Here is a 24,369-nt window from a genome sequence, read left to right on the forward strand (position 1 = left end):
TCCTTTAAAAACAAAAATATCAACCGGGCAAAGTGTCTTATTCATTATCCTTTGCTCTTTAATCTTATAAGTCATGAAAATAAAAGGTGGTGAATTTATTATCAAAGAAACAGAGGCTAGAGACGTCTTTGTTCCTGAAGAATTTGATGAAGAGCAATTGATGATAAAAAAAACCTGCGAAGATTTTTTACAGACAGAAATATATCCCAGGCTGGAGGAAATCGATCAGCAAAAAGAAGGCTTGATGCAGGAACTTATGGATAAGGCCGGCGAGTTAGGCTTGCTTGCCGTATCTATTCCAGAAGAATATGGAGGATTTGGAAAAAACTTTAACACTTCCATGTTGGTGACCGATATTATTGGGGCCGGACATTCTTTCGCGGTGGCTTTGTCTGCTCATACAGGTATAGGAACGCTTCCAATACTTTACTATGGCAATGAGGAACAGAAAAACAAATACATTCCAAAACTGGCTTCCGGCGAACTAAAAGCTGCTTATTGCCTAACAGAACCGAACTCTGGTTCTGATGCCAACAGCGGTAAAACCAAAGCTACATTAAATCCCGAAGGCTCTCATTACCTTATTAATGGGCAAAAAATGTGGATTACGAATGGTGGGTTTGCAGATATATTTATTGTATTTGCCAGAATAGAAGACGATAAAAACCTGACTGCTTTTATTGTAGAACGGAATTTTGGTGGCATCAGCATGAATCCTGAGGAACATAAAATGGGGATTAAGGGATCTTCCACTAGACAGATTTTCTTTAATGATTGCCCTGTTCCAGTTGAAAATATGCTTTCGGAAAGGGGAAATGGTTTCAAAATTGCCGTTAATATTCTAAATATAGGCCGTATCAAACTGGGAGCTGCCACAATAGGATCATCGCGGAAAGTTATAGATACAGCGATAAACTATGCTAATGAAAGGGTACAGTTCGGTTTACAGATCTCGAAATTTGGCGCTATCCGATATAAATTGGCAGAGATGGCCACACGCAACTTTGCGATAGAAAGCGCCACCTACAGAGCTGGACAAAATATAGATGACGCTTATAACGGATTAGTCGCATCTGGAATGGATTCCGCAAAAGCTAAACTAAAATCTACCGAAGAGTTTGCTGTAGAATGTGCAATTATCAAAGTATGGGGATCCGAGATGCTGGATTACGTTGTAGATGAAGGTGTACAGATTTACGGAGGTATGGGCTTTTCCGCCGAAGCACCAATGGATCGGGCTTATCGGGATAGCAGGATAAACCGGATTTTTGAAGGAACAAATGAAATTAACAGGCTGCTTATTGTAGATATGCTTTTAAAAAGAGCAATGAAGGGCGAATTAGATTTGATGACCCCAGCTCAGACGGTGGCCAGTGAACTGATGTCTATTCCCGATTTTAATACAGGAGAAGATGAAACTTTATTTGCTGCAGAAAAGAAAATCCTTAAAAATCTAAAAAAAGCAGGATTAATGATTGCAGGTGCCGCTGTACAGAAATTAATGATGACTTTGGCTAAGGAACAGGAGATCCTGATGAATATTGCCGATATCATTGGCTATGTATACGTTGCCGAATCAACTTTGCTCAGAGTGGAAAAACTGGTTGCTATGAAAGGTGAAGAAGCTGTTTCGGGTCAAATAGATATGATGAAAATCTATATGCAGGAAGCGGTAGATAAAGTCCATTTGGCGGGAAAAGAAGCGTTAAATTCTTTTGCTGATGGCGATGAACTGAATATGATGTTGATGGGATTAAGGCGCTTTACCAAAACCGCACCCTTCAATATTAAAGACGCAAGACAACGCGTAGCTAAAAAGCTTATAGAACAAAATAAATATTGTTTTTAATAAAGCAGTTTAAATATATTGTAAAATTTGAGACTAATCAAAGATTACAAAATACTCACGCATAAGCGGCCATAAAGCCGAAAATTATTGATAAGGGACGGAGTTGATCGGCCTTTATCAATAATTTAGATGCTATTTTATTTATATTTTGGTATACATTGTGTGCTTAACATCATGATGATTTTAATCTAAAACAATGGATTATATTGACTATTACAAAATATTAGGTATCAGCAAAAATGCTACTGCCGACGAAATAAAAAAAGCTTACCGAAAGCTGGCGCGTAACCATCATCCTGATTTAAACCCACACAATAAAGAGGCAGAAAAACGCTTTCAGCAAATTAATGAAGCAAATGAAGTCTTGAGCGATCCTGAAAAAAGAAAAAAATACGATCAATACGGAAAGAACTGGAAACAGGCCGAGCAGTTTGAAGAAGCTAAAAAACAACAGCAGGCATCAGGGGCTTACACGAGTGGCAATCCATTTAGTGGTGGCTCGCACTATACATATAATGACGATGATGATTATTCTGATTTCTTTTCATCTATGTTTGGGAATCGGGAAAGCAGCAGACAAACAAAGTTTAGAGGACAGGATTTACGCGCTTCTTTACAAATGAATTTATCTGAAGCATATACCGAGCAAAAGCAAACATTTACCGTAAATGGGAGGAATATTCGCATTACCATTCCAGCTGGTATTGAAAACGGACAGGAGATAAAATTGAAAGGCTATGGCACCGATGGTGTAAATGGTGGCCCTAAGGGTGATTTATATATTACTTTCGAAGTAAAAAACGATACTTCTTTTATTCGAAAAGGAAATGACCTTTATGCCAATATTCCACTGGATCTTTATACGGCAATTCTAGGAGGAGAGACAACGATAGATACAATGAGCGGAAAGTTAAAACTGAAAATCAATCCTGAAACGCAAAACGAAACCAAAATACGACTAAAGGGCAAAGGATTTCCTATATATAAACAAGAAGGCTCTTTTGGAGACTTGTATATTACCTGGCAAATCCAAATACCTAAGCATTTAACTGCTAAAGAAAAGGAACTGTTTGAACAACTTTCTAAAGAACGATAAAATGGGAGAAGAAAAAAGAATATCTGTAGAACAATGTTGTGCTTATTATAGTATTGAAATTTCATTTATGCAGCAGTTAGATGAACACGGACTAATCAATTTAAGTCATTCAAAAGAAAAAACATTTATTGATTATGAACAATTAGCCGATTTGGAAAGATATATACGACTACATTATGATTTGGAAATTAATATGGAAGGCCTGGAAACCATTAAGCATTTACTCCAACGAATACAGAATCTTCAAAACGAAGTAAAAAGACTTCACAATGAATCGCATACAGGCAATTCATGAGTACCGATGTAGTATAAAAAAGTATTAGATTAAATACCGATTAGCTTACCTTATTTCAATATATTTTCAGAATCATATATCAACACCTTTTTCCATAAATGCTCCGATTCCGAAATGAATACTTTGTGAGCAACTTCTTCCTGGTATTTGTCATGCATTTCTCTGGAGTCGAATGTCACCATTAAACAATAACTGTAAGTTTTGTCAATTACCGGTCTATCTGTTGAAGCCGGTACGCCTAAATGCTTTGTTTTTATAAAAACAGAGGTATTGACAAATTTGGTTAAGGATTTTTCAAAAGCCTCCCTGTCTTTCTTACTATCTGGATTTTTTAGCCAAAACAGAACGGTATGTACAAATTTACCGTTTGGGCTTTCCTCTGCAATTGAGCTATTCATAAAACAGGTTATACTAAAAAATAGAATTAAGCAGATCTTTTTCATTCTCGAAAATAAAAAAAAAGTTACAAAGTAGATCTTATATTCTGTAGCAGAGAAATAACACCGACTCGTATAGTCTTAAAAAATGTTAAATAGTAGGTTTATCTAAAAAGATAAATAAATTTGTGGATAAAGTTATGAGAAAATTACTGGTTTATGTTGTGGTAGTAAGTAGTATGTTTATCTTTGGTTCTTGTCTGAAGACGGAAGATACACCGAATTATCAGCAACAAATGCAAGATCAGCTGAATAGTGAAGAGATGATAATTAGTAGATTTCTGGTGGAAAAAAATATAGCTGCTACAAGAGATGCTACAGGAATTTACTTCTACAAATATGAACAGAACAAAGATCGGAATGAGAAATACAATTACACTCCAAATACAATTATCACCGTAAAATATACTGGGAGACTTTTAAATGGAACTGTTTTTGACTCGAGAGAACAAGAAACTAACTTCAGATTGGGAGAGGTGATATTCGGTTGGCAAGTAGGTATACAACTTATGCAAAAAGGCGAGAAATTACGGTTAATCATTCCGTCTGTATATGGTTACGGAAATAAAAGCCTGGGGTTAATACCTGCTAACTCAATCTTAGACTTTGATATAGAATTAATAGACATAAAATAAAAAATGATAAAAAAAATTTTAGGATTTGTGCTTACTTGCTCTATTTTCTTAGGCGCATGTACAAAGGAAACAAGAACATTACAAGAAATAGAAGAGCTAAGCATTAAGGAATTCCTAACCAAAAACAATTTAACTTCTAAATTTAAAAAAGATAGTACAGGGTTCTATTATATGACTGTAAAAGAAGGCCACGGAGACACATTACAGAATTATAACCAGGCTTTTTTCTTATTGGAATTGAAATCCTTAGAGGGGACTGACATTGCAACTACCAGTTTGCTTATTAATTCTGCCGAGACTTATTCATATATGCCAAATCTCAATTCTGTAAAGAATGGGTTTATCGGCTATGTTTCTCCTATCGGCTTAAGGAATGTTCTTTTGAAAGCTAAATACGGCGAAAAAATCCGAGCGCTATTACCGTCGTATGTAATGTTTGGAAAGAATGGATACAGTACTGTAATTAAAGGCAATACTGTTCTTGATGCCACTCTTGATATTATAAATGCTAAAACTCAGGCAGCTGCAGAGGATACATTAATTAACAGATATATAAAGACAACAGGACAAAGCTATACTAAAGACGAAGAAACAGGGCTTTACTATCGAATTATTAATGAAGGAACAGGTGCTCAAATAGCGATTGGAAGCACTATAAAAGCGGTATATACGGGTAAACTTTTTAATGGTAAAGTTTTTGATTCGTCCACCAAAGATTCTCCTTTTGAAACGACAATTTATAATGGAAGTCTGATTACCGGTTGGATTGAAGGTATTCAAAAAATCAAAAAAGGCGGTCGCATTGAACTTCTTATTCCATCTTATCTAGCTTATGGGGCCAATGGAAGTGGTGCAATTTTACCAAATACTCCTTTATACTTTGATATTGAAGTTTTAGCCGAATAATCACTCTTCCAATTGGCAAATATTTTGATAGTATGATATAAAAACATCCTATCATGAAAAAGAAAATTTTAATTGGTATTTCTGCATTAGCTCTACTTATTGGCTTTAATACAATAGATGCAAATGCACAGAAAAAAACAGAAAAAGCTGTAGAAAACACAGGAAAAGCTATTGAAAAGGGAGCTAAAGCTGTGGGAGATAAAACCGCAGAAGTGGCTTCTAAAGGAGCTTCAAAAGTTGCAGACCAAACCTACAGAGGGAAAATGGCTCCTGACGGATCCAATGTTTATATAGATAGCCATAACAAAAAGTACTATATAGACAAAAAGGGTAAAAAAATATATTTAAAGCCTTCTCAAATAAAAGACAGGCCTAAAAGCTAAAAAAGGGAATCAGATGATTCCCTTTTTTATGCGTTGAATTTGTACCCAACCCCCCTTATTGTCTGAAGATATTCTGGTCTGTCAGGATTTTCTTCAATTTTTTTTCTCAGCCTTACGATATGCATATCTAAAGTTCTCGTATTGACATCAGAGTTATAACCCCAAACTTCCAGCATCAGATCGTCCCTACTGATAACTTTATTTACATTCTTAAGGAAATATAACAAAATTCTGTTTTCCAGAATGGTTAGCTCTATTTTCTTTCCGTTTTTTACAATAGAATGTATATGAGGAGGGTGATGTTCCATATCTCCGAAACGAGATATCTCATGTTTATCATGATTGACAAGAAACTTTACTTTACTGTCTAACAGAGCAACCAATACATCCATATTAAACGGCTTTGTGACATAATCAGATACTCCAAAATTATAAGCATCTATTTTATCTAAATCCTGTGCTTTAGCAGTCATCATAATAACCAAACCATCATATCCTTTTTCTCTTAACGTTTTACAAACCTCCGATCCCTGCATTGCTGGCAACATCCAGTCTAAAAGTACAATTTCCGGATTTTCTTTTAACACCAATTCTACCGCATCGCCTCCACTTCCCGTCTCTACTGTGGTGTACCCTTCCGATTTTAAACGATGAACAACTAAGAATCTTAAATTTTCATCATCTTCGACAACTGCGATTTTGCTGTTTCTTTGCATATTATTTACTGATATAAGGCAATTCTACTATAAATTCTGATCCTGTACCTATTTTACTGTTTACAGTAATATCACCTTTCATTAAGTTAACAAGTTCCTTACAAAAAGCCAAACCTAAACCTATACTTCCCTGCTGATTATACTGGCTTTCAATTCTATAAAATTTTTTAAAAATATTATTAATTTCCTTTTTTTCTATACCTATTCCTTTATCCTTAAAACTAAATACAATATTTTTCTTTTTTTTAGAAACCGTAATTTTCAAATATTTAAGGTTAGGGTTAGAGTACTTATAAGCATTTTCAATTAAATTTTGATAAATACTAGTTAACAACACCGGATCGGATAAAAATGTTTTAACGCTCCTTTTAACATCTAAATCTATTTTATAATCAGGATATTTTAGTTCATATCCGTTGATAATATTTTGAGAAAATTCTTCCAATTCTATCTCGACCTCCTTAATATGAATGGTTTTATTTTCAATCTGAGTAAATGACAATAACTTGTTCATCAACTCATTTAATTTATCAGCTTCCTCATCCAGTATCTTACCGTAATGCTGCAGCTCTGCTAAACTTAAATCATGAGCACTTCTTATATTATTGCCAGCAATCTTTATCACAGAAACCGGAGTTTTAAATTCATGAGTCAGATTATTTACAAAATCGTATTGTAATTTGAACAGCTTTCTGCTCATACGGAAATTCCTGTAAATCAAAAAAGTAATTATAATCATTATAGCATAGATAAAGAAAACACCGAAGGCGATAGGCAGGAACCGCCTGTTTACTTCTTTCTCTAGAAATAATTTGCTACTGGTAAAGTATAATTTATAAGCAGAAAATGCACCTGGCAGCGGCATACTGGTATTCAGGTAATGAGGGTTATCAAAAATATTCCCAGAAGATAACTCCTCTATCGTAATATTTTGATATAGGTTTGGATGCCTATTTGTAACTTTCAATTTATGCGGATTCAGCTCGAAAGAGAACAGGTCTAATTCATAAACAGGTGGTTTCTTCTCTCTATTATTCATGATATCCTGAAAAGCACTAATTTCCTGCCTTCGGGGAACGTTCATGTAACTTATACGATTGGATGTGATATTGTAAAAAATCTTAAAAACGACCTCGTTACTTACATTCTTCGTAGTATCCGCAGATTCGATAAAAGCCGCCAGCTTTAGTCCGATGTTGTTAAACTCGTCTGCATTGCTTAGGCTCAACCTTCCTGGCTTTTTACTATCATAAATAACTATGGAATCTAAGGGAATTCTCTTTCCGAACTTGTAGATACTTTTTATACCTATACCTAAATTTCTAACTGCAATGCCGTGGTTAATATTCCTGTCGCTTACATAAGAGTCATAAAATGTAACTGTTTCTACAAATGGATATTTTTTTAATACCGTATCCGCATATCTGGAAGCAGAAAGTGAATCTAAAAACCCTTGATAATAGGATATTTCAGGAATTGACTGCTGAAAAAAAGCTTCATAAGAAGACATGGTACTCTCCAGAACATCAACTTTAAGAGAATTAAATTCGCTTTGTACCTGGCGTCTGACAAGGTTATGTCCTAAACCCAATGCTACTATCAAGGAAACAGAAAGCAGTATCAGGAATAGGAAAATGAGTAACCTATTTTTCTGGAAATCTACTCTATCTGCTCTCATAAGAAATTATTTCAGATGGCTTTTCAGAAAATTATCAACCGCATTATAAAAGTGAACTTTATTTTCGAATTTACCAATTTTATAACCTTCGTCTTCTCTCAACACATACTCAACCTCTTTGTTATATTTTTTCAGCTCTCTTAAAAATTGGTTGGTTTCAACCATGTTTGCTCTGGCATCCTTTCCCCCCTGAAAGAAAAAAACAGGTCTGTTTAACTTTTTCAGATTAAATATGGGAGAAACCGATTTAATGTAATCAATATCTTTTTCGGGGTTTCCCAATAATTCCTCTATAACGTATCTATGAGGTTTATAATACAACGGTGTACTTTTTATATAAGTAAACAGATTCAGAATACCTGAATAAGAAATAACACATTTATAGATATGTGGTTGTTCTATTGCAAGATTTATCGCTGTTAAACCACCAAATCCCCTACCATATGCTACTATTCTGGCCGAATCTATCATATTGTTCTCAATCAACCAGTTCACTCCATCTTCGACATCGTTTTGGATATTTTCATTCCATTTTCTAAGTCCTGCGTTAAAAAAAGCCTTGCCATATCCTGTTGAGCCTCTAAAATTGGGTTGAAAAACCGCATATCCACGATTGGCAAAGAACTGTACTTCCGCATCATATCCCCAATGTGTTCGCTGATAAGGCCCGCCATGTGGCATTACTATTAATGGACATGATTTACGGTTGGTGTTCTTTGGCAAGGTGAGATAAGCATGAATATTTACACCTTCCCTATTTTTATATGAAACGGGCTTCATCACACTCATCTGAGATGAATCTATCTTGCTATTGATGTCGCTTAATTTTCTTAAAGAATCTTTTTTCGAGCTATACAAATAAAAAGAGCCCGGCTCTATATCGCTATAGGCCCTCAAAATAATATTATGCTCTAATTCGTCGTGATCAACGATTTCTATAATATCAGTCCCTAATCTTTTATTCAATCTTGCATAATAAGCCTCGATATTCGGAGACAAGAAATGGATTTTCCCTTTTCCTAAACCAGTAGAAACATATACCACTTTATCTATCTTAGGTGAGTACAAAAAATCTAAAATGTCGGCATCTTTAGTCTCATAAATGGTTCTTATCTCCTTACCATTATTGCAATCGAATTCTACAAGGGCATATTTGTCTCTTCCAAGATTCGATAAAGCATAAATCGTATGTTTTTGAGACTTTACAAATGCTATTGGCTTTATGTTTGTTGTAAAATAGTTAGAAACAATCTTTTTAAAGCCCTCCTTGTTTCCGGATCTATAATACCAATTCTCATTGGTTGATTCGCTTCCCCGGGCAAGTCGTATTACGTTATCCCCATCGGCAAACCATTCAATAAAATTCCCGGGATTAGACATAATATTTCTTTTTTCTCCTGTTTCCAAACTCAACTCGTAAACGTCTGTTCGTTCGGGATCGCGATCATTCATTGAAAAAAGTATCGAGCTATTATCAGAACGATTTCCCTTTTGTATAAAATCTATTTTTGTAACGCTGTTACTAAAAACTACTTCATCCAAATCGTCTCCATTGCTTTGCAAAGTGTACAAACCAAAGTCTTTACAGGCGGCATCTTCTACTATCAGAGAGAAGTATCTACACCCTATCCAACGGTAATCTCTAATCGATTTCCCTTCAAATGAGGTAAGCTGCAATTCTTTCTTGTCAGCGACGTTTTTAATAAATAGATTTTTATCCCCGTTTTGATTGGTGCGCAAAAAAGAAATATATTTTCCATCGGGAGAAATACGGAAAGAAGATACTTCTGAATTTCTGAAAAAATACTCTGTTGGAACTTTGTCTTTATATACTTCTCCTTTACAAGCATAAATCAATAGGATGAAAACTCCTAGTGAAAATTTTAGCAAAGGATTTAGAGTATTAAAATTCAATTTAGAGAACACTAAAGGTTAATAACGAAATGACAAATTAACTAAAACTTTAATAAACGAGTGCATAACCTCCGGTAATAAATAAGTTACAAAATATTCTAAAAGTGTTATTCCCGGCGTATATTTAAATTTATATTGTAAAAATATAATCTTACATTTTGTTTGTGAAAAAGATACTTCTTTCGATTCTATCGATTCTCTATATAAGCTTAAACGTTTTCTCACAGGACAATGAAAACATTGTGTATGCACAGCAACTATTCGGCAATGGCGAGTACGAGAAAGCAAAAAAAATTTACGAACGTCTTTATCAAAATAAGAATTTTAAAGAGATTGCTTATGACGGCTATATGAATACGCTTTTTAAGCTGAAAGAATATGATTTAGCAGAAAAAGTAATAAAAAAAGAAATTAAGGATGATTCAGGTAACCAAAATTTAAAAGTTTATCTGATACAGCTTTATATAGAAAAGGGTGATAAACCCAATGCAGATAAAACATTAAATGATTTGCTGGGAAAGCTTCCTCCCAACAACTTTTCCATTAGCCAGATAGCAAATAATTTTTATCGCATAAACCAATATGAATATGCGGCAAAGGTCTTTATCCAAGGCAGAAAGGTTATTAATTCGAATAATGCCTTTTCATTTGAATTGATAAATCTATATAAATATCTCCAACAAAAGGATTTTTTGACGCAGGAATTAATCAATCTTGTGGAAACACAACCGGAATATTTGCCAAGTGTAAAATCCAATTTCAGCAGAGCCTACCAAAGCAACGAGGATTATCAGATACTAAAGTCATTATTGATCAAACGATTACAAAAAAATACAGATAATCTTGCACTAAGTGAATTATTGGCTTGGACGTATATACAAATTAAAGAGTTTAATCTTGCCCTTATACAAACCATATCCATTGATAAACGTACCGATGGAAATGGAGCTTTGCTTTTCCAGCTTGCAGCCATTTTAAAAGACGAATATCAATATGCATACGCTCAGAAAGCATATGAGCAGCTTATTTTAAAGGGGAAAAACAATCCCTATTATATTTCTGCACAAATAGAATTACTAAAAATAAAACAAGAGCAGGCGAACAATAAAGGATCAATAGGATTGGAAGCAGCCGCTTTGGAAACCGCTTATGAAGCTGTACTTACTGAATTTGGGTACAATCAACGTACCTTGTTTGCTGTTTTGGAATTGGCTAAAGTCAAAGCGAATTACCTTAATAAACTACCAGCTGCAGAAAAGTTACTTTTGGACGCGTTAAATATACCGCGATTAAACCCCAACGAATTAGCAGAAGTAAAATTAGAACTGGCTGATGTCAACATCCTAAATAACAATCCCTGGGAAGCCTCACTGCTTTATGGGCAAATTGAGAAATCTTTACCTAATACGGTATTGGGACAGGAAGCAAAATTTAGAAATGCCAAGATTGCTTTTTATAATGCAGATTTTAAATGGGCAAAAGCACAACTTGATGTCCTGAAAGCTTCCACATCCCAATTAATAGCCAACGACGCTCTTGATCTGAGTCTTCTCATTCAGGAACATTTTGATGAAGACAGCTCAAACAATGCACTGAAAACTTATGCGAAAGCTGAGTTTCTACGCGAACAACATCTTCATGAACAAGCCCTGAGTAAATTAGATAGTGTGTTAAAAGCATATCCGAATACTGACCTTGCAGATGACATCCTTTTAAGTAAGGCAAAGATTTATGAAGCAAAACGAGATTACAAACAAGCCATCTCTTATTACGAAAAGTTATGTAATGACTTTTCGAATAGTATTTGGATAGATGATGCGATCTATAATATCGGTATTATATATCAGGACAAGATACAGAATAATCAATCCGCTTCGTTATACTATGAGAAGCTAATTAAAGATCACCCGGGAAGCATTTATACTATAGACGCCAGAAAAAGATTCAGACTTTTAAGAGGTGATTCTCTGTGATTTTATTCTTAATAGATTAACTTTGCGCGATGATTATTTTTAATATAACTGTTATAGTTGAGGACACTGTGCATGATGATTTCTTTCATTTTTTGCATAATGAATACGTTCCCACTGTACAAAACAGTGAAAAATTCCAGGAAGTTAAAACCTATAGACTTACAGAGCCTGTAAATGAAGGCATAACATATTGTGTACAATGCTTTGCTAAAAGCAGGGAAGAATTAGATAATTTCAGAGATCAAAAGTTTATAGAACTTAGTCAGGCCCTTCTACAAAAATTTCCTGATAAGGCATTTTTTTTCACAAGCGTTTTAGAATATTCAAATCCACTATAGATGAATTTTATTGAAACTCCAATAAAAGGCCTTATCGTCATCGAACCCAAAATATGGAAAGATGATAGAGGATACTTTTATGAAAGCTACAACGAGAAACTTTTCAAAGAAGCTGGGATAGACACTTCTTTTGTCCAGGATAACCAGTCTTACTCCCAAAAAGGAACGTTAAGGGGTTTGCATGCGCAGGCAAATCCATTCGCTCAGGGCAAGTTAGTAAGGGTTATACAAGGAAAAGTATTAGACGTTGCCGTGGATATAAGAAAAGACTCGCCAACCTATGGCCAATATTTCTCTGTAGAACTATCAGGAGAAAATTTTAAGATGTTCTGGGTTCCACCTGGTTTCTTACACGGATTTATAACCCTTGAAGACAATACAATCTTTTCTTATAAAGTAACAGGTTTATATGACAAAGCTTCAGAATTAGGGGTATTATGGAATGACCCTGATTTAAACATTGATTGGAAGTTTGATACAAGACAGGCTATTCTTTCAGAAAAAGACAAGCAACTTATAAGCTTTAAAGAATTTAATAGTCCATTCTAAAAACAAAGAGGCCTCAAAAAAAGGCCTCTTTGTTTAATTTAAAAGGTTAAATAGCTCATCCAGTTTTGGCGAAAGCACAATTTCTATTCTTCTATTCTTACTTCTTGATTCTGCAGAATTATCCGTGGAGATAGGTTGGAACTCTCCTTTACCAGTTGCCATAATTCTATTTGGTGAAATTTTCTCATCAACTGTCAAAAATCTCACAACAGAGGTTGCTCTTAATACACTCAAATCCCAGTTATCTTTAATCTGTCCCAAATTCACAACCCTCTGGTTATCTGTATGACCTTCAACAGCAATGTTGATTTCCGGTTGGGTATTAAGAATCACTGCCAGCTCGTGTAAAGCCTGTTTCCCCCTTTCATCTATCACTATACTACCACTCGCAAATAGTAATTTATCCGTAAGAGACACATATACCTTTCCGTCTCTCATTTCCACGGTAAGGCCTTTATCCTGAAATCCTAACAATGCTTTTTGTAGTTTATTTTTTAACGCATTGCTGGCTTCATCTCTTTTCCTGATCATCTCTTCCACCTCTTTCAAACGCTGCTCACGTCTTTTAAGGTCTTCAGATAATCGATTTATCTCCGAAGAGCTATTTGACCTTAACGTAGAGTAATTTCCCCTCAAATCGGCTAATTCACCGTTTAAGCTATTTACCTTCTGATTTAATATAGCCGTATCCCGTTTTAATCTCGTCAATTCTTCTTCTAAAGACTCTATTTTAACCTGTGCTGTGCTCCAGCCATTTGCGAGTGAATCCTGATCAGATAAGAGCTTCTGATATTTCTTTTTAGACATCACTACACAGGAGCTCATCAACAGCAAAGAAAAGGCAAGGGCTAATAAAGATTTTACTTTCATAATTATTCTAATGCTCTATTTAAAAAATGGTTCAATGGCGTTATTAATTTCAGACCTTCCAATAGATTTTCTATTCCCGCTTTAGTCGTCCAGCTATTATCATCAAAATGCTTAACACAGATAAAGCTTTTTAATTTCAAAAACTCAATATGAGGATGATCTTTTTCATAACCTTTAGGATTAACCTTTAGCATATCCTCTCTGCTAAGATCACCAAAGTAATTATAAAAGTGCTTTTCTGTAAGAATAGACAAAAATTCAGATGTATTATAATCAATCTCTTGTCTAATTGCATTCAATGGCTGCGCAGAAGGTCTCCAATATCCACCGCCAATGTAATTGTTGTCAGGCTCCACGTGAATAAAATATACCGGACCTTCCTTCATTCGGTTCTCCGATATAATTATCGCAAAATTATTTTTATACGGTGTCTTATCTTTACTGAATCTTACATCCCGGTAGATTCTTAAGACACATTTACTCACACGTGTATCTGCTGGTACCGAAGGATCGAATTTACTGATCTGGTGAATCAGAAAAGCGGCAAACTCGTCAATATTAGACTTGGCTATTTCATATAAAGGACGGTTCTCTTCAAACCATTCTCTGGTATTATTGCTTTTTAACAGTCTTAAAAAATCAAAAACCTCTTTCTTAATCGTGATCATAATCCGGTCTATAGCTAATCTTAGGAGAGAGTAAATGCAATAATATAACTCTGGAATATCTAAAGTTTATAGGTGCAGTAAGGAAGCTAGCAGTTAATACAGCAGCTATATATATCCACGGCGATTTTTCTTCCTTCGTTATAAAGTAAGTTGCCATACCAACCGTAACTCCCAAAGCCACATTTATTGCATAGCCCACATACATCGCCGCATAAAAATAACCTGGCTCTACCTCATACTTTAGTCCACAATGTGGACAAAACTCATACATCTTTTGTGACTTTAATCCATACATACTGTTTTGGAAAATATCTCCTCTCCTGCATCTGGGACATTTAGCATCCAACATTGCTTTCAACTTAGGTGTAGCGGCCATAGCAAATGATATTTAAAAAATAAAAAAACCCCGAATTTAACGGGGCTCCAATTACTAATTTAAATTAATTTTTTCTTTTTTGATATCGATAACTACATCTTTTTTTCGATATTTCTTATACCACAAAATACCTATGGCAGCAACTGCAACATAAGGGGCTGCTAAAAGATACATTATACCTTTATTCAAACCCTTAGCTGTATTATCTCCCGCATTAATACTCGATTCTACCGTAGATTGACACATTGCACATTGTGCTTTGGATTGAAATGGAATTATCATCAAGCCCAGAGCAAAAAAAACAACGACCGATAATACCTTCAGCTTTTTCATAATACTAAAACTGATAATATGGTGAAATCATTAAATAAACAATAACTCCTGTTACCGTTACATACAACCACACCGGAAAACTGTAACGCACCAACTTTTTATGCCTTTCTACATTCATTTGCAAACCTCTGTAGAAACTCAATAAGATTAAGGGCAACACTATTGCAGCTAAAACTATATGCGTTATCAATATAACGTAATAAACATACCTCACATTGCCTGCTGCCGAAATTTCTTCTGCTTCCAGAGTACCATTTCCATTTAAGTCTCCAAATTTGGTTTCCGGGGCAAAGTAATGAAATACAATATAAGAAATCAGAAATAAAGAGGAAAGAAAAAAAGCAAAAAGATTAATCCTTTTATGCATCGCTACATTTCCATTTTTTATGAAATAGAATGATATTAGCAGCAGTACGGTACAAGTTCCGTTGATAATGGCATTTAGCTTCGGAAAAAAATAAATATAGGAAGGTGTTTCTATAGTTACAGGAATAATTTTTCTGTTCAATATCACTACAACTAAAAATACAAATATAGAAACGGCTGTTATTAATCTAAAAATAAACTTATCATTCATGATTATGGCATCTTTCTTAACTCTTCTGTTATTAAAACCTTGATTTGATCATTAAGCGATTTCATATCTTCGCTCTGCAAACTGTTATAATAACCTCTTATTCGGTGTTGTTTATCTAAAAGGATAATCTTTTCAGACAAAATGTATTTACCATCGCTTTTAAAGGCATTTACAAAAAAACCTTCAGAAGACAGCTGATATACTGCTGATGTATCTATCGAAACAAAATCCCACTTACCCGCTTTTGCTTTTAAACTATCTGCATAATGTTTCAACAACTCACCTTTGTCATTCTCTGGATCTATGGAAATTGAAACCAATCTGATAGCTTTATTGTTTATATACCTATTATACAGCCAATCCATCTGTTTATTCATCTCTTCCCCAAGCTTTCCAGACTTTGTATAGAAAAAATTGGCTATTACGATATTATCTGTAATCTTAGAAAAATCAAAATCCTGACCTTCCTGATTGAATCCAGTAAAGCCTGGCACCATATGATACAATGTATCCGGAATCTTTTCTCCCCGCTTCATTTTAAAGGTTTCCAAAACTGTCTTTGGACCATAAAAAGGAAGGGGTTTATATCTATTTTTTCCTTTATCCTGTAGTAAATAATATAAAAATCCTGGCACCGCTAATATGGCTACCAGGATTAATATCTTTTTTAAAGGAAATTGCTTCCTCATAAAAAATGCTTAGTTACATGCTGGTATCCACCTTCTACTAATAGCAGAATAATAAAGTAGATGATAAATATGAAAGATATGGCTATGGTGACTATCAGACCATATTTTTCAAATTTCAGGTGCATAAAGTATGCTATAATATAATATGCTTTAAACAATGTTAAGAATATGTACAAGAAGTTCTTTATGCTTTGTCTAAGCATTTCTTCAGGAATAGCTAATGCTATAATGAATTCAATAACTGTTAATACTAACAGGATAAAGAATACCTGCCAAATCTTTCCTTTACTCATTGTTGCATGTTCTTCCGCATGCTCTATATTTGAATGTTGAGACATATCCTAAGTGACTATAAAATTAAACCAAATAAAAGAATGTAAATACGAATACCCAAACCAGGTCTACAAAGTGCCAGTATAAACCAACTTTCTCCACCATTAAGTAAGACCCTCTTCTTTCGAAAGTACCGTTTAGGGTTTGAATCAAGATAATTATATTCAACACCACCCCTGTAGTAACGTGGAATCCGTGGAAACCTGTAATTGTAAAGAACAAGTTTGCGAACTGCAGTGTACTGATATGATCAGACCCTAAAGTAGCCATAACTTCAGCACTAGGAACGCTACCCCACCAGAAACCTGTGTGGTGCAAATGGCTCCATTCTAAAGCCTGACAACCTAAGAACATTAACCCACCGATTACGGTAGCTATCATCCAGCCTACAACTTCTTTTCTAGAGTTTCTATGACCTGCTTCAACAGCTAAAACCATTGTTACAGAACTCATAATTAAAATAAAGGTCATGATACCAACGAACACCAATGGTGCCCCGCTGTCCGTGATCCCAGGAATTGATTGAAAAACGATATCCGGATCTGGCCAAGTTAAATTCGCAAATCTTTGCGCACCGTAGTATACCAGGAACGCTGAAAACGTAAAGGCGTCCGAAACCAGGAAAAACCACATCATTAGTTTTCCGTATTCTACGGAAAAAGGCGACTTACCCCCACTCCATGGAGTACTTTTAACTTCGTCTAATTTTGCTACTGTCGTATTCATTAAAATTGTTGGTTGTAAATTCTTTAATTAAAAATTTTACTGATTCAAAAGTAAGAAAAGGTACAAATATATCCATAGGATATCTACAAAATGCCAAAAAATAGAAGTGATTTGCATCCTGAAACTATTAATAACATTTGGTACTTTACCATAACTGCTCACAAGCGCAGTTATAATAATGATTAACCCCGCTAATATATGCAATATATGTAGGAATGTAAATGCATAAACAAAACTAATGCTAGCATTAGAGTTTATAAAATACACTCCCAATTCGGTCCAAACTTTCCAACCATAAATCTGCATGGCAATAAAAGCAATGCCGAGGAAAAAGGTTAACCAAAGTCCAATCCTTTGGTTTGTAAAGTTGAGACGCTTTGTTTGTTGCGATGCCCAATATAATGTGGCACTGCTTAATAAAATAACGATAGAGCTATAGCCAAATATCTTTGGAAGCTGCACATTCAATACTCTTCCAGAACCTGTATAGACTATAAAACCACTCGTTAAACCCGCAAAAAATATAATAGAAGAGATTAAAAACAGCCACATAATAAATTTCTTCGGCTGTAGATTGTGTCTATCTATATCATTACCTGAATTCTGCATCATCATATCAATTCAAATTTAATAATAACACCAACTGTACTACCGGAAGGTACAAAAAACTACCAAACATGACCTTTCTTGCCGACTCGATATCCAGTTTTACAAAAAGCTTTATTGCCAGCCAGGTAAACCACAGCCCTATTGCTAGAGATACTATAGCAACAATATTGCCACCAAACCCATAAATCGTTGGTAATAAACTTACAGGAATTAATAATATCGTACTAAATAAAACAAATCCGGCGCTAACTTTATCCCTTTCCGTTGTTGGCAACAATCTAAATCCTGCCTTTTTATAATCGTCATCCAATACCCATGCTATCGCCCAGAAATGCGGAAACTGCCATACAAACTGTATTGCGAATAGAATAATAGCAATTTCGTAATCAATGCTTTGAAATTCTTTCATATTTCCCAAAGCTGCCAAATATCCTATAAGCGGAGGTAAAGCCCCTGGTATTGCTCCAACAAAAACTGCTATTGGAGACTTTCGCTTCATCGGCGTATAAGCAAAAGCATATAGCAGGATACTAAAAACTGAAATAAGACCGGTTTCAAGATTAAGGATCATTAACAGCCTGGTTCCAATTATACCCATTACCAGACCTATCACAAGCCCCTGTCCTGTAGTCATTCTACCAGAAGGCATGGGTCTGTCCTTAGTTCTGGTCATTAATTTATCTAAATCCTTCTCAATAATTTCGTTAAAGCAATTAGCAGCCCCTGTAACTAAAAAACCTCCTAGAATTAGAATCAGCCAGTTTGCCCAATCAATGCTTTCGATATTGCCCCTTTCAATCTGGATTTTCTGTCCTATTAAAAAGGTTACAGAAGCAGAAAAAACGACTAACAGCGTTAATCTTAACTTGACTAAATTCTTAAAATCTGCAAAAAACGTTTTCAATTCCCTCCCATCTTAACAGATGCTTTTCTCAGCATCAAAAACAAATAAAATTGCTCTCCAAACATCAGCGTGGCCAAAACCATATGTAAAGCCTGTGCGGCGGGAGGCATCGCAAAGAAATTCAAAATAAGTCCCAAAATATACTGAAGAACTACTAAGAAAAGTCCATATATGGCGTACTTTAGTTGTTCCTGACCTACTCGGTTCTTTTTAACCATAAAAAAGATCAATAAATTAGACAGCACAATAGATACCGCCAGTAATTTATGATCCAGATATATCTTCCCTGTATGTTCCAACCATTCCGACCTTGCTATTCCCGGATATGCCTGAATTATAGCATCAATTGTTTCTCTTAACTCTGTTCCTATAATAATTTGGGAAAAACTTAAAAGTAAGGCCCCAAATACAATCAGCTTAACAAGCTTTGATGTACTTTGCGCCAGAATGCTTTGGTCGGTTAGCGATCTAGCATAATGATAAGTATAGATAGCGATAGCCAGAATTAAAACAGCAACTATCATATGTACTGTAATTGTCCACGCCAATAAATTGGTAGAAACAACTATTGAACCCAGCCAGGCTTGAAAACCTAGCAGAAAAACATTGATAAGGCTTAATAGAACTATTCTTTTATGTGCTTTGAGATAATAAAAAGAACTTATAAAAGTCAGGAATACAAAAACACCTATTAAAGCACCGGCCAACCTATTGATATATTCGGTGTATGTCTTTGTAACATTAAATTCCTCAGGTATTTTTATAGATTCGTCGTGACGAACTTTATCAGCCAAATCACGATATCCCATTTTGTCTAGCATCTTTGCAAACTTTTCGTTTTTAGCTAAACGTTGAGCAACATATTTTTCCTGATAATCTTTTGGAAGCTGAGATACGTCTGTAGGTGGTATATAATGGTCAAAACACTTCGGCCAATCCGGGCATCCCATCCCTGCTCCGCTACTTCTCACAATTCCGCCTGCCAAAATCACCAGAAAAAGGAAAACGATAGTATAAAAATTATACTTAATAAACCTCTTTTCTTTTTTTTGATCCATTACTTTATATAATGATGGGGTATCTAGTAAGTATTCTTACGTGGATACCCCATAATTTTATTATCAATTTTTGAAGAATACTAATTATACTTCTTCACTTCTTTCTACAGCATTTTGGGCATTCCATTGCTCTTGTATTCTTTCTGCTTCTTCGTTACCTTCAAAGTCATGAGGTAAGTTAGAACTCATTGTTTGAGAATGAGGTACAGTTTGAAGAATAAAGTCTTCATGGTGACCTGGCTTACTATAGTCGTACGGCCAACGGTATACTGTAGGTATTTCTCCCGGCCAGTTTCCATGGATACGCTCTACCGGAGTAGTCCATTCTAATGTATTCGATTTCCAAGGGTTTTGCTCTGCTTTTTTACCATAGAATATAGAATGGAAATAGTTATATACAAATATAAGCTGAGCTAGACCTCCTACTATTGCTGCCCAGGTAACAAATACGTTAACAGACAACCATTCATGCATAAATTCAAACTCTGTGAAAGCATAGTATCTACGCGGAACGCCATCCAATCCCATAAAGTGCATTGGGAAGAATACTAAGTAAGCTGCCACGAAAGTGATCCAGAAGTGTAAGTAACCTAACTTCTCATCCATCATTCTTCCGTACATTTTAGGGAACCAATGGTAAACACCACTAATCATACCAAATATCGCAGCAGATCCCATAACAAGATGGAAGTGAGCAACAACAAAATAAGTATCATGCAAGTTGATGTCCAAAGTAGCATTCCCTAAGAAGATACCTGTTAAACCTCCGGAGATAAAGAAAGATACCAAACCGATTGCAAATAACATCGCTGGTGTAAATCTGATATTACCTCTCCAAAGCGTAGCTAAGTAGTTAAATGTCTTAACAGCAGAAGGAACCGCAATAATTAATGTTGTAATCATAAATACCCCACCTAAGAAAGGATTCATACCCGTTACAAACATATGGTGTCCCCATACAATGAAAGACAATACTGTAATACCTATTAAAGAGTAAACCATCGCATGGTAACCAAAGATAGGTTTACGGGAATTAGTAGAGATAATCTCTGAAGAGATACCCAAAGCAGGCATAATTACGATATATACCTCTGGGTGACCTAAGAACCAGAATAAGTGCTGGAATAAAATAGGGCTACCACCTTCGTTTGGTAATGCTTGTCCACCAATATAGATATCAGACAAGTAGAACGAGGTACCAAAGCTTCTATCAAAAATCAAAAGTACCACTGCGGCTACCAACACCGGGAAAGATAACAAACCTACAATCGCTGTTAAGAAGAATGCCCAAATAGTTAAAGGCATTTTCCATAGGTCCATTCCTTTTGTACGCAGGTTAAGTACTGTAGAAATATAGTTAATACCTCCCATTAAACTTGATATAATGAAAAGTACCATAGATACCAACCATAGCGTCATACCCAGTCCAGAACCCGGCATCGCTTTAGGCACTGCAGATAGTGGAGGATAAATTGTCCATCCAGCTCCAGCAGGTCCCGACTCTATAAAGAACGTACCAACCATTACAACACTAGCTGCAAAAAACAACCAGTATGACAGCATGTTCATGAATGGAGAAGCCATATCACGAGCACCTAATTGTAAAGGAATTAACAAGTTAGAGAAAGTACCACTTAAACCCGCAGTTAATACGAAGAATACCATAATGGTACCGTGAATAGTCACTAACGATAAAAAGAAGTTAGGATCTAACCTGCCGTCCGGAGCAAATTTACCTAGTAACACTTCTAATAACGGAAATGATGAATCAGGATAAGCTAACTGAATCCTGAATAATAAGGATAAAGTCATCGCAATCAATCCCATGATAATACCAGTTATTAGGTATTGTTTTGCGATCATTTTATGATCCTGGCTGAAGATATACTTTGTCCAGAATGTTTCATGATGATGACCGTGTGAATGGTCATCATGGTGATGTATATCTGTATGAATTGCAGCTGTTGCCATAATCTCTAATATTTTCTTAGTTGTTTAATGCAATTTGTTTACTGATACCATTTTCTTTCTCAAGAGCTAACTGGTATTCCTTCTTCATATCTTCGGTTACAATAGGCTTTTGTTCTACTAACCATTTTTGATATTCCTTCTCGCTAACAACTTTTACATTGAACTTCATGTTATAATGAGAACCTCCACAAATTTTCGCACATAACAAGATGTATTCAAATTTCGGATCATTGGTTTTCTCCTGCATTTCTGCAGTTGTTATTGTTGGCGTGAACTGGAAGAAAGTTGGCATACCCGGAACACAGTTCATCTGCACTCTAAAGTGAGGCATATAGAAACTATGTAATACGTCCATAGATGTCAATGTGAATCTCACTGGTCTGTTAACCGGTAATACAATTTCATTTACATGCAAATCGTCATAGTTTCTTTTATCAGACAAATCCAGCCCCATTGCATTAAGTCCGTTTAAGCTACCAATTAATTTGTAGTTTTTCTTTCCGTTCTCATTATCAGCACCGGCGTATCTTACGTTCCACTTAAACTGTTGTGCTGTAATATCGATTTTAATTGCCTTAGCTATATCACCCTCAGAAACATTGGTAATTCCTCTCCAAATAAAGAATCCCATTAAAACCAATATCGACAATGCTATCGCAGGAATAATAGTCCAGTATTTCTCTAATGTATCGTTGTGAGGATAAAAATAAGCCTTCTTCTTCTTGCTGAATTTGTATTTAAAAACAAAGAAGAATAAAGCGATGTGCGTCAATACAAAAACAATTGTAGTAATTATTAATGTTGTATTGAACATACTGTCTACAGACTTACCATGCTCAGACGCCGCTGCAGGTAAAATTTGAGCTCCGTGAACGGCATAGGACCAATAAGTTCCATAAAGACCTGTAAGTAAAGCTACAATGAATAAAATTCCATTGAATTTATTCCATGCAATTCCCTCCTTCTTGCCCTGGATGTTCTTGGTTAATTCGTACACACGAAGAACTTTACCAATTACACCAATAAATAATGCAATTAAAAGGAATATCAAAACATAATAGGATACTACCTTACCCAAACCTTCATGTTTCGCAGCAGCGTCAACTGCCTGTTCTGCAGTTTGCGCCATTACCGAAGTTAATGACAGAGACATTAACCCAAATAACGACAGCGCTGCTCTTAAATTTAAATACTTCTTTATATTCATTTTATTTTAAGTAGTATCAGTTTCTATTTAAATATGATGATGCACACTCTCCTCTAAGAATGGATGGTTTTTCGGAGCTAATGCTACCTTGCTTAGTGCATTCAATGTTAAGAATGTAAACAAGCCAACGAATCCGAAGAAAATTCCAATCTCAATTATTCCAAATCCTCTATGCGCTTCTACAGTACCTGGCATGATCATCATATAATAATCTAACCAGTGACCGCATATAATTAATATGGCAACAAATAACATAACGTTCATTTTACGTTTAGCATCTCTTGTCATTAAGATTAATAATGGAGAAACAAAGTTCATAATTAGATTTAACCAAAACCATGGTAAATATTCAGGCTCAAATCTCTTGTAAAAATACACTGTTTCTTCCGGCATATTTGCGTAATAAATCAATAGAAATTGTGCAAACCAAACGTAAGTCCAGAAAATAGAAAACGCAAACATGAATTTACCTAAGTCATGAATATGGTTATCATTAATCCAGGTCAAATAACCATTTTTCTTCAATAAGATAACGGTTATAGCGATAGCCGATAATCCCGTTACCCACATTGCTGCGAAATTGTACCAACCGAACATAGTGGAAAACCAATGTGCTTCTAAAGACATTATTGTGTCGAATGCCCAGATTGGTGTGGTAAAACCAAAGATTACCAAGAATATAGCAGAGTTCTTAATACTTCTTTTGTAACTATTTAATCCCCCTTCTAAATCTTCGTTATTAGACAGCTTTGGCAATAAATAGCCAAAAAAGCTATATATAGCAAGAAAAATAACTAGTCTGGTAAGGAAAAACGGCGCATTTAAATATCCTGCTTTTCCAGCGATAAGTGGATCGTAGTTTTTGTGTCCTACTTCCGTAAGTCCCTCACCGTTCCAGTGATGGTATAAATTATGTGTACCTAAACCTGCTGCAGCAATTATTATTAAAATAATACTGGCTATAGGCAACACCTTTGAAAATGCCTGAGGTATACGAATCAAGCCTGCTGACCATCCTGCTTGTGCCACATATTGTACTGCTAGAAAGAAAGTTCCCGCTGCACATACACAAGTAAAATAATACCCCATTAACAATAAGTTAGCGAAGGTTCTTTCTGCATGGTGATTTGAACCGTCCTCTGTTAAAAAACCGTATGCGATAGCAACAATACCGACCAAAATCGCTACCAAACTATACGTTTTAGCTTTTCCTGAGAATTCGAATTGTTCCGAAAAATTATGCGTATGACTGTGAGTTCCCATTTTATTTTTTGATCAA

General features: G+C 35.2%; 27 protein-coding genes. 9 read left to right on the forward strand and 18 right to left on the reverse strand.

Translation table 11 applies throughout. The features are described from left to right. The first annotated feature begins 73 nt into the window (after positions 1 to 73). From PEDSA_RS13085 to PEDSA_RS13095, 3 genes are all read left to right on the forward strand, one after another. Positions 74 to 1,849, forward strand: coding sequence for an acyl-CoA dehydrogenase family protein (locus PEDSA_RS13085; protein ID WP_013633624.1), 1,776 nt, complete (start codon positions 74 to 76; stop codon positions 1,847 to 1,849). 196 nt (positions 1,850 to 2,045) lie between these two features. Next, positions 2,046 to 2,945, forward strand: coding sequence for a DnaJ C-terminal domain-containing protein (locus PEDSA_RS13090; RefSeq protein ID WP_013633625.1), 900 nt, complete (start codon positions 2,046 to 2,048; stop codon positions 2,943 to 2,945). Between the two features lies 1 nt (position 2,946). After that, positions 2,947 to 3,240, forward strand: a complete 294-nt coding sequence (locus PEDSA_RS13095; RefSeq protein ID WP_013633626.1) for a chaperone modulator CbpM — start codon at positions 2,947 to 2,949, stop codon at positions 3,238 to 3,240. Positions 3,241 to 3,290: 50 nt separating this feature from the next. Here the strand turns inward: PEDSA_RS13095 and PEDSA_RS13100 are convergent, their stop codons facing one another. Next, entirely contained in the window at positions 3,291 to 3,638 is a 348-nt protein-coding gene (locus PEDSA_RS13100; protein ID WP_013633627.1) for a Dabb family protein, read from the reverse strand. 179 nt (positions 3,639 to 3,817) lie between these two features. On the opposite strand from PEDSA_RS13100, the gene PEDSA_RS13105 reads away from it, so the two are divergent. The 3 genes from PEDSA_RS13105 to PEDSA_RS13115 are packed head-to-tail and all read left to right on the forward strand — an operon-like array spanning position 3,818 to position 5,601. After that, positions 3,818 to 4,312 carry an FKBP-type peptidyl-prolyl cis-trans isomerase gene (locus PEDSA_RS13105; RefSeq protein ID WP_013633628.1) on the forward strand — a complete coding sequence of 165 codons (495 nt, stop codon included), beginning with the start codon at positions 3,818 to 3,820 and terminating at the stop codon, positions 4,310 to 4,312. Positions 4,313 to 4,315: 3 nt separating this feature from the next. Next, positions 4,316 to 5,218 carry an FKBP-type peptidyl-prolyl cis-trans isomerase gene (locus tag PEDSA_RS20350; protein WP_013633629.1) on the forward strand — a complete coding sequence of 301 codons (903 nt, stop codon included), beginning with the start codon at positions 4,316 to 4,318 and terminating at the stop codon, positions 5,216 to 5,218. A gap of 53 nt (positions 5,219 to 5,271) precedes the next feature. Next, positions 5,272 to 5,601, forward strand: a complete 330-nt coding sequence (locus PEDSA_RS13115) for a hypothetical protein (RefSeq protein WP_013633630.1) — start codon at positions 5,272 to 5,274, stop codon at positions 5,599 to 5,601. Between the two features lie 26 nt (positions 5,602 to 5,627). On the opposite strand, the gene PEDSA_RS13120 is transcribed toward PEDSA_RS13115, so the two are convergent. From PEDSA_RS13120 to PEDSA_RS13130, 3 genes are read right to left on the reverse strand one after another with little or no spacing between them, the layout of a single operon-like run. Continuing rightward, positions 5,628 to 6,317, reverse strand: a complete 690-nt coding sequence (locus tag PEDSA_RS13120; RefSeq protein WP_013633631.1) for a response regulator transcription factor — start codon at positions 6,315 to 6,317, stop codon at positions 5,628 to 5,630. A gap of 1 nt (position 6,318) precedes the next feature. Next, a complete protein-coding gene (locus PEDSA_RS13125) occupies positions 6,319 to 7,995 on the reverse strand; it encodes a sensor histidine kinase (protein WP_013633632.1) in 1,677 nt (558 codons plus the stop codon). Positions 7,996 to 8,001: 6 nt separating this feature from the next. Beyond that, positions 8,002 to 9,885 (reverse strand): alpha/beta hydrolase family protein, encoded by a 1,884-nt coding sequence (locus tag PEDSA_RS13130; protein WP_041537456.1) that lies wholly within the window; start codon positions 9,883 to 9,885, stop codon positions 8,002 to 8,004. Between the two features lie 188 nt (positions 9,886 to 10,073). On the opposite strand from PEDSA_RS13130, the gene PEDSA_RS13135 reads away from it, so the two are divergent. Genes PEDSA_RS13135 through rfbC form a run of 3 tightly spaced genes read left to right on the forward strand, consistent with a single transcriptional unit; the run spans position 10,074 to position 12,769 of the window. After that, on the forward strand, positions 10,074 to 11,882 hold the full coding sequence (locus PEDSA_RS13135; RefSeq protein ID WP_052305798.1) for a tetratricopeptide repeat protein: 1,809 nt from the start codon (positions 10,074 to 10,076) through the stop codon (positions 11,880 to 11,882). 29 nt (positions 11,883 to 11,911) lie between these two features. Next, the gene (locus PEDSA_RS13140; RefSeq protein WP_013633635.1) at positions 11,912 to 12,220 is read left to right on the forward strand and encodes a DUF4286 family protein; all 309 of its coding nucleotides are present in this window, start codon (positions 11,912 to 11,914) and stop codon (positions 12,218 to 12,220) included. Beyond that, the gene (gene rfbC / locus PEDSA_RS13145; protein WP_013633636.1) at positions 12,221 to 12,769 is read left to right on the forward strand and encodes a dTDP-4-dehydrorhamnose 3,5-epimerase; all 549 of its coding nucleotides are present in this window, start codon (positions 12,221 to 12,223) and stop codon (positions 12,767 to 12,769) included. Positions 12,770 to 12,802: 33 nt separating this feature from the next. On the opposite strand, the gene PEDSA_RS13150 is transcribed toward rfbC, so the two are convergent. The 14 genes from PEDSA_RS13150 to PEDSA_RS13215 all read right to left on the reverse strand — a co-directional run bounded on the left by PEDSA_RS13150 (position 12,803) and on the right by PEDSA_RS13215 (position 24,353). Next, positions 12,803 to 13,639 (reverse strand): OmpA/MotB family protein, encoded by an 837-nt coding sequence (locus PEDSA_RS13150; RefSeq protein ID WP_013633637.1) that lies wholly within the window; start codon positions 13,637 to 13,639, stop codon positions 12,803 to 12,805. Between the two features lie 2 nt (positions 13,640 to 13,641). After that, positions 13,642 to 14,307 (reverse strand): DUF2461 domain-containing protein, encoded by a 666-nt coding sequence (locus PEDSA_RS13155; RefSeq protein ID WP_013633638.1) that lies wholly within the window; start codon positions 14,305 to 14,307, stop codon positions 13,642 to 13,644. Continuing rightward, positions 14,294 to 14,683, reverse strand: coding sequence for a DUF983 domain-containing protein (locus tag PEDSA_RS13160; RefSeq protein WP_013633639.1), 390 nt, complete (start codon positions 14,681 to 14,683; stop codon positions 14,294 to 14,296). The genes PEDSA_RS13155 and PEDSA_RS13160 overlap by 14 nt, the downstream gene beginning before the upstream one ends. Positions 14,684 to 14,737: 54 nt before the next feature. Further along, positions 14,738 to 15,016 (reverse strand): hypothetical protein, encoded by a 279-nt coding sequence (locus PEDSA_RS13165; protein WP_013633640.1) that lies wholly within the window; start codon positions 15,014 to 15,016, stop codon positions 14,738 to 14,740. A 4-nt stretch (positions 15,017 to 15,020) separates the two neighbouring features. After that, on the reverse strand, positions 15,021 to 15,593 hold the full coding sequence (locus PEDSA_RS13170) for a DUF420 domain-containing protein (protein WP_013633641.1): 573 nt from the start codon (positions 15,591 to 15,593) through the stop codon (positions 15,021 to 15,023). A 2-nt stretch (positions 15,594 to 15,595) separates the two neighbouring features. Then, a complete protein-coding gene (locus tag PEDSA_RS13175) occupies positions 15,596 to 16,282 on the reverse strand; it encodes an SCO family protein (protein ID WP_013633642.1) in 687 nt (228 codons plus the stop codon). Then, on the reverse strand, positions 16,279 to 16,620 hold the full coding sequence (locus PEDSA_RS13180) for a cytochrome C oxidase subunit IV family protein (RefSeq protein WP_013633643.1): 342 nt from the start codon (positions 16,618 to 16,620) through the stop codon (positions 16,279 to 16,281). Before PEDSA_RS13180 ends, PEDSA_RS13175 begins: the two co-directional genes overlap by 4 nt. A 19-nt stretch (positions 16,621 to 16,639) precedes the next feature. After that, positions 16,640 to 17,341, reverse strand: coding sequence for a cytochrome c oxidase subunit 3 (locus tag PEDSA_RS13185; RefSeq protein WP_013633644.1), 702 nt, complete (start codon positions 17,339 to 17,341; stop codon positions 16,640 to 16,642). A 36-nt stretch (positions 17,342 to 17,377) separates the two neighbouring features. Beyond that, the gene (locus tag PEDSA_RS13190; RefSeq protein ID WP_013633645.1) at positions 17,378 to 17,956 is read right to left on the reverse strand and encodes a cytochrome c oxidase subunit 3; all 579 of its coding nucleotides are present in this window, start codon (positions 17,954 to 17,956) and stop codon (positions 17,378 to 17,380) included. A gap of 1 nt (position 17,957) precedes the next feature. Next, complete coding sequence (gene cyoE / locus PEDSA_RS13195; RefSeq protein ID WP_013633646.1) at positions 17,958 to 18,854, reverse strand: heme o synthase; 897 nt, start codon at positions 18,852 to 18,854, stop codon at positions 17,958 to 17,960. Next, a complete protein-coding gene (locus PEDSA_RS13200) occupies positions 18,851 to 19,912 on the reverse strand; it encodes a COX15/CtaA family protein (RefSeq protein WP_013633647.1) in 1,062 nt (353 codons plus the stop codon). Before PEDSA_RS13200 ends, cyoE begins: the two co-directional genes overlap by 4 nt. Before the next feature lie 84 nt (positions 19,913 to 19,996). Continuing rightward, entirely contained in the window at positions 19,997 to 21,883 is a 1,887-nt protein-coding gene (locus PEDSA_RS13205) for a cytochrome c oxidase subunit I (protein ID WP_013633648.1), read from the reverse strand. A gap of 16 nt (positions 21,884 to 21,899) precedes the next feature. Next, positions 21,900 to 23,090, reverse strand: coding sequence for a cytochrome c oxidase subunit II (locus tag PEDSA_RS13210; RefSeq protein ID WP_013633649.1), 1,191 nt, complete (start codon positions 23,088 to 23,090; stop codon positions 21,900 to 21,902). 27 nt (positions 23,091 to 23,117) lie between these two features. Beyond that, positions 23,118 to 24,353, reverse strand: coding sequence for a hypothetical protein (locus PEDSA_RS13215; RefSeq protein WP_013633650.1), 1,236 nt, complete (start codon positions 24,351 to 24,353; stop codon positions 23,118 to 23,120). Between the last annotated feature and the right edge of the window lie 16 nt (positions 24,354 to 24,369).

It is taken from the genome of Pseudopedobacter saltans DSM 12145, assembly GCF_000190735.1.
GTDB classification, from domain to species: domain Bacteria; phylum Bacteroidota; class Bacteroidia; order Sphingobacteriales; family Sphingobacteriaceae; genus Pseudopedobacter; species Pseudopedobacter saltans.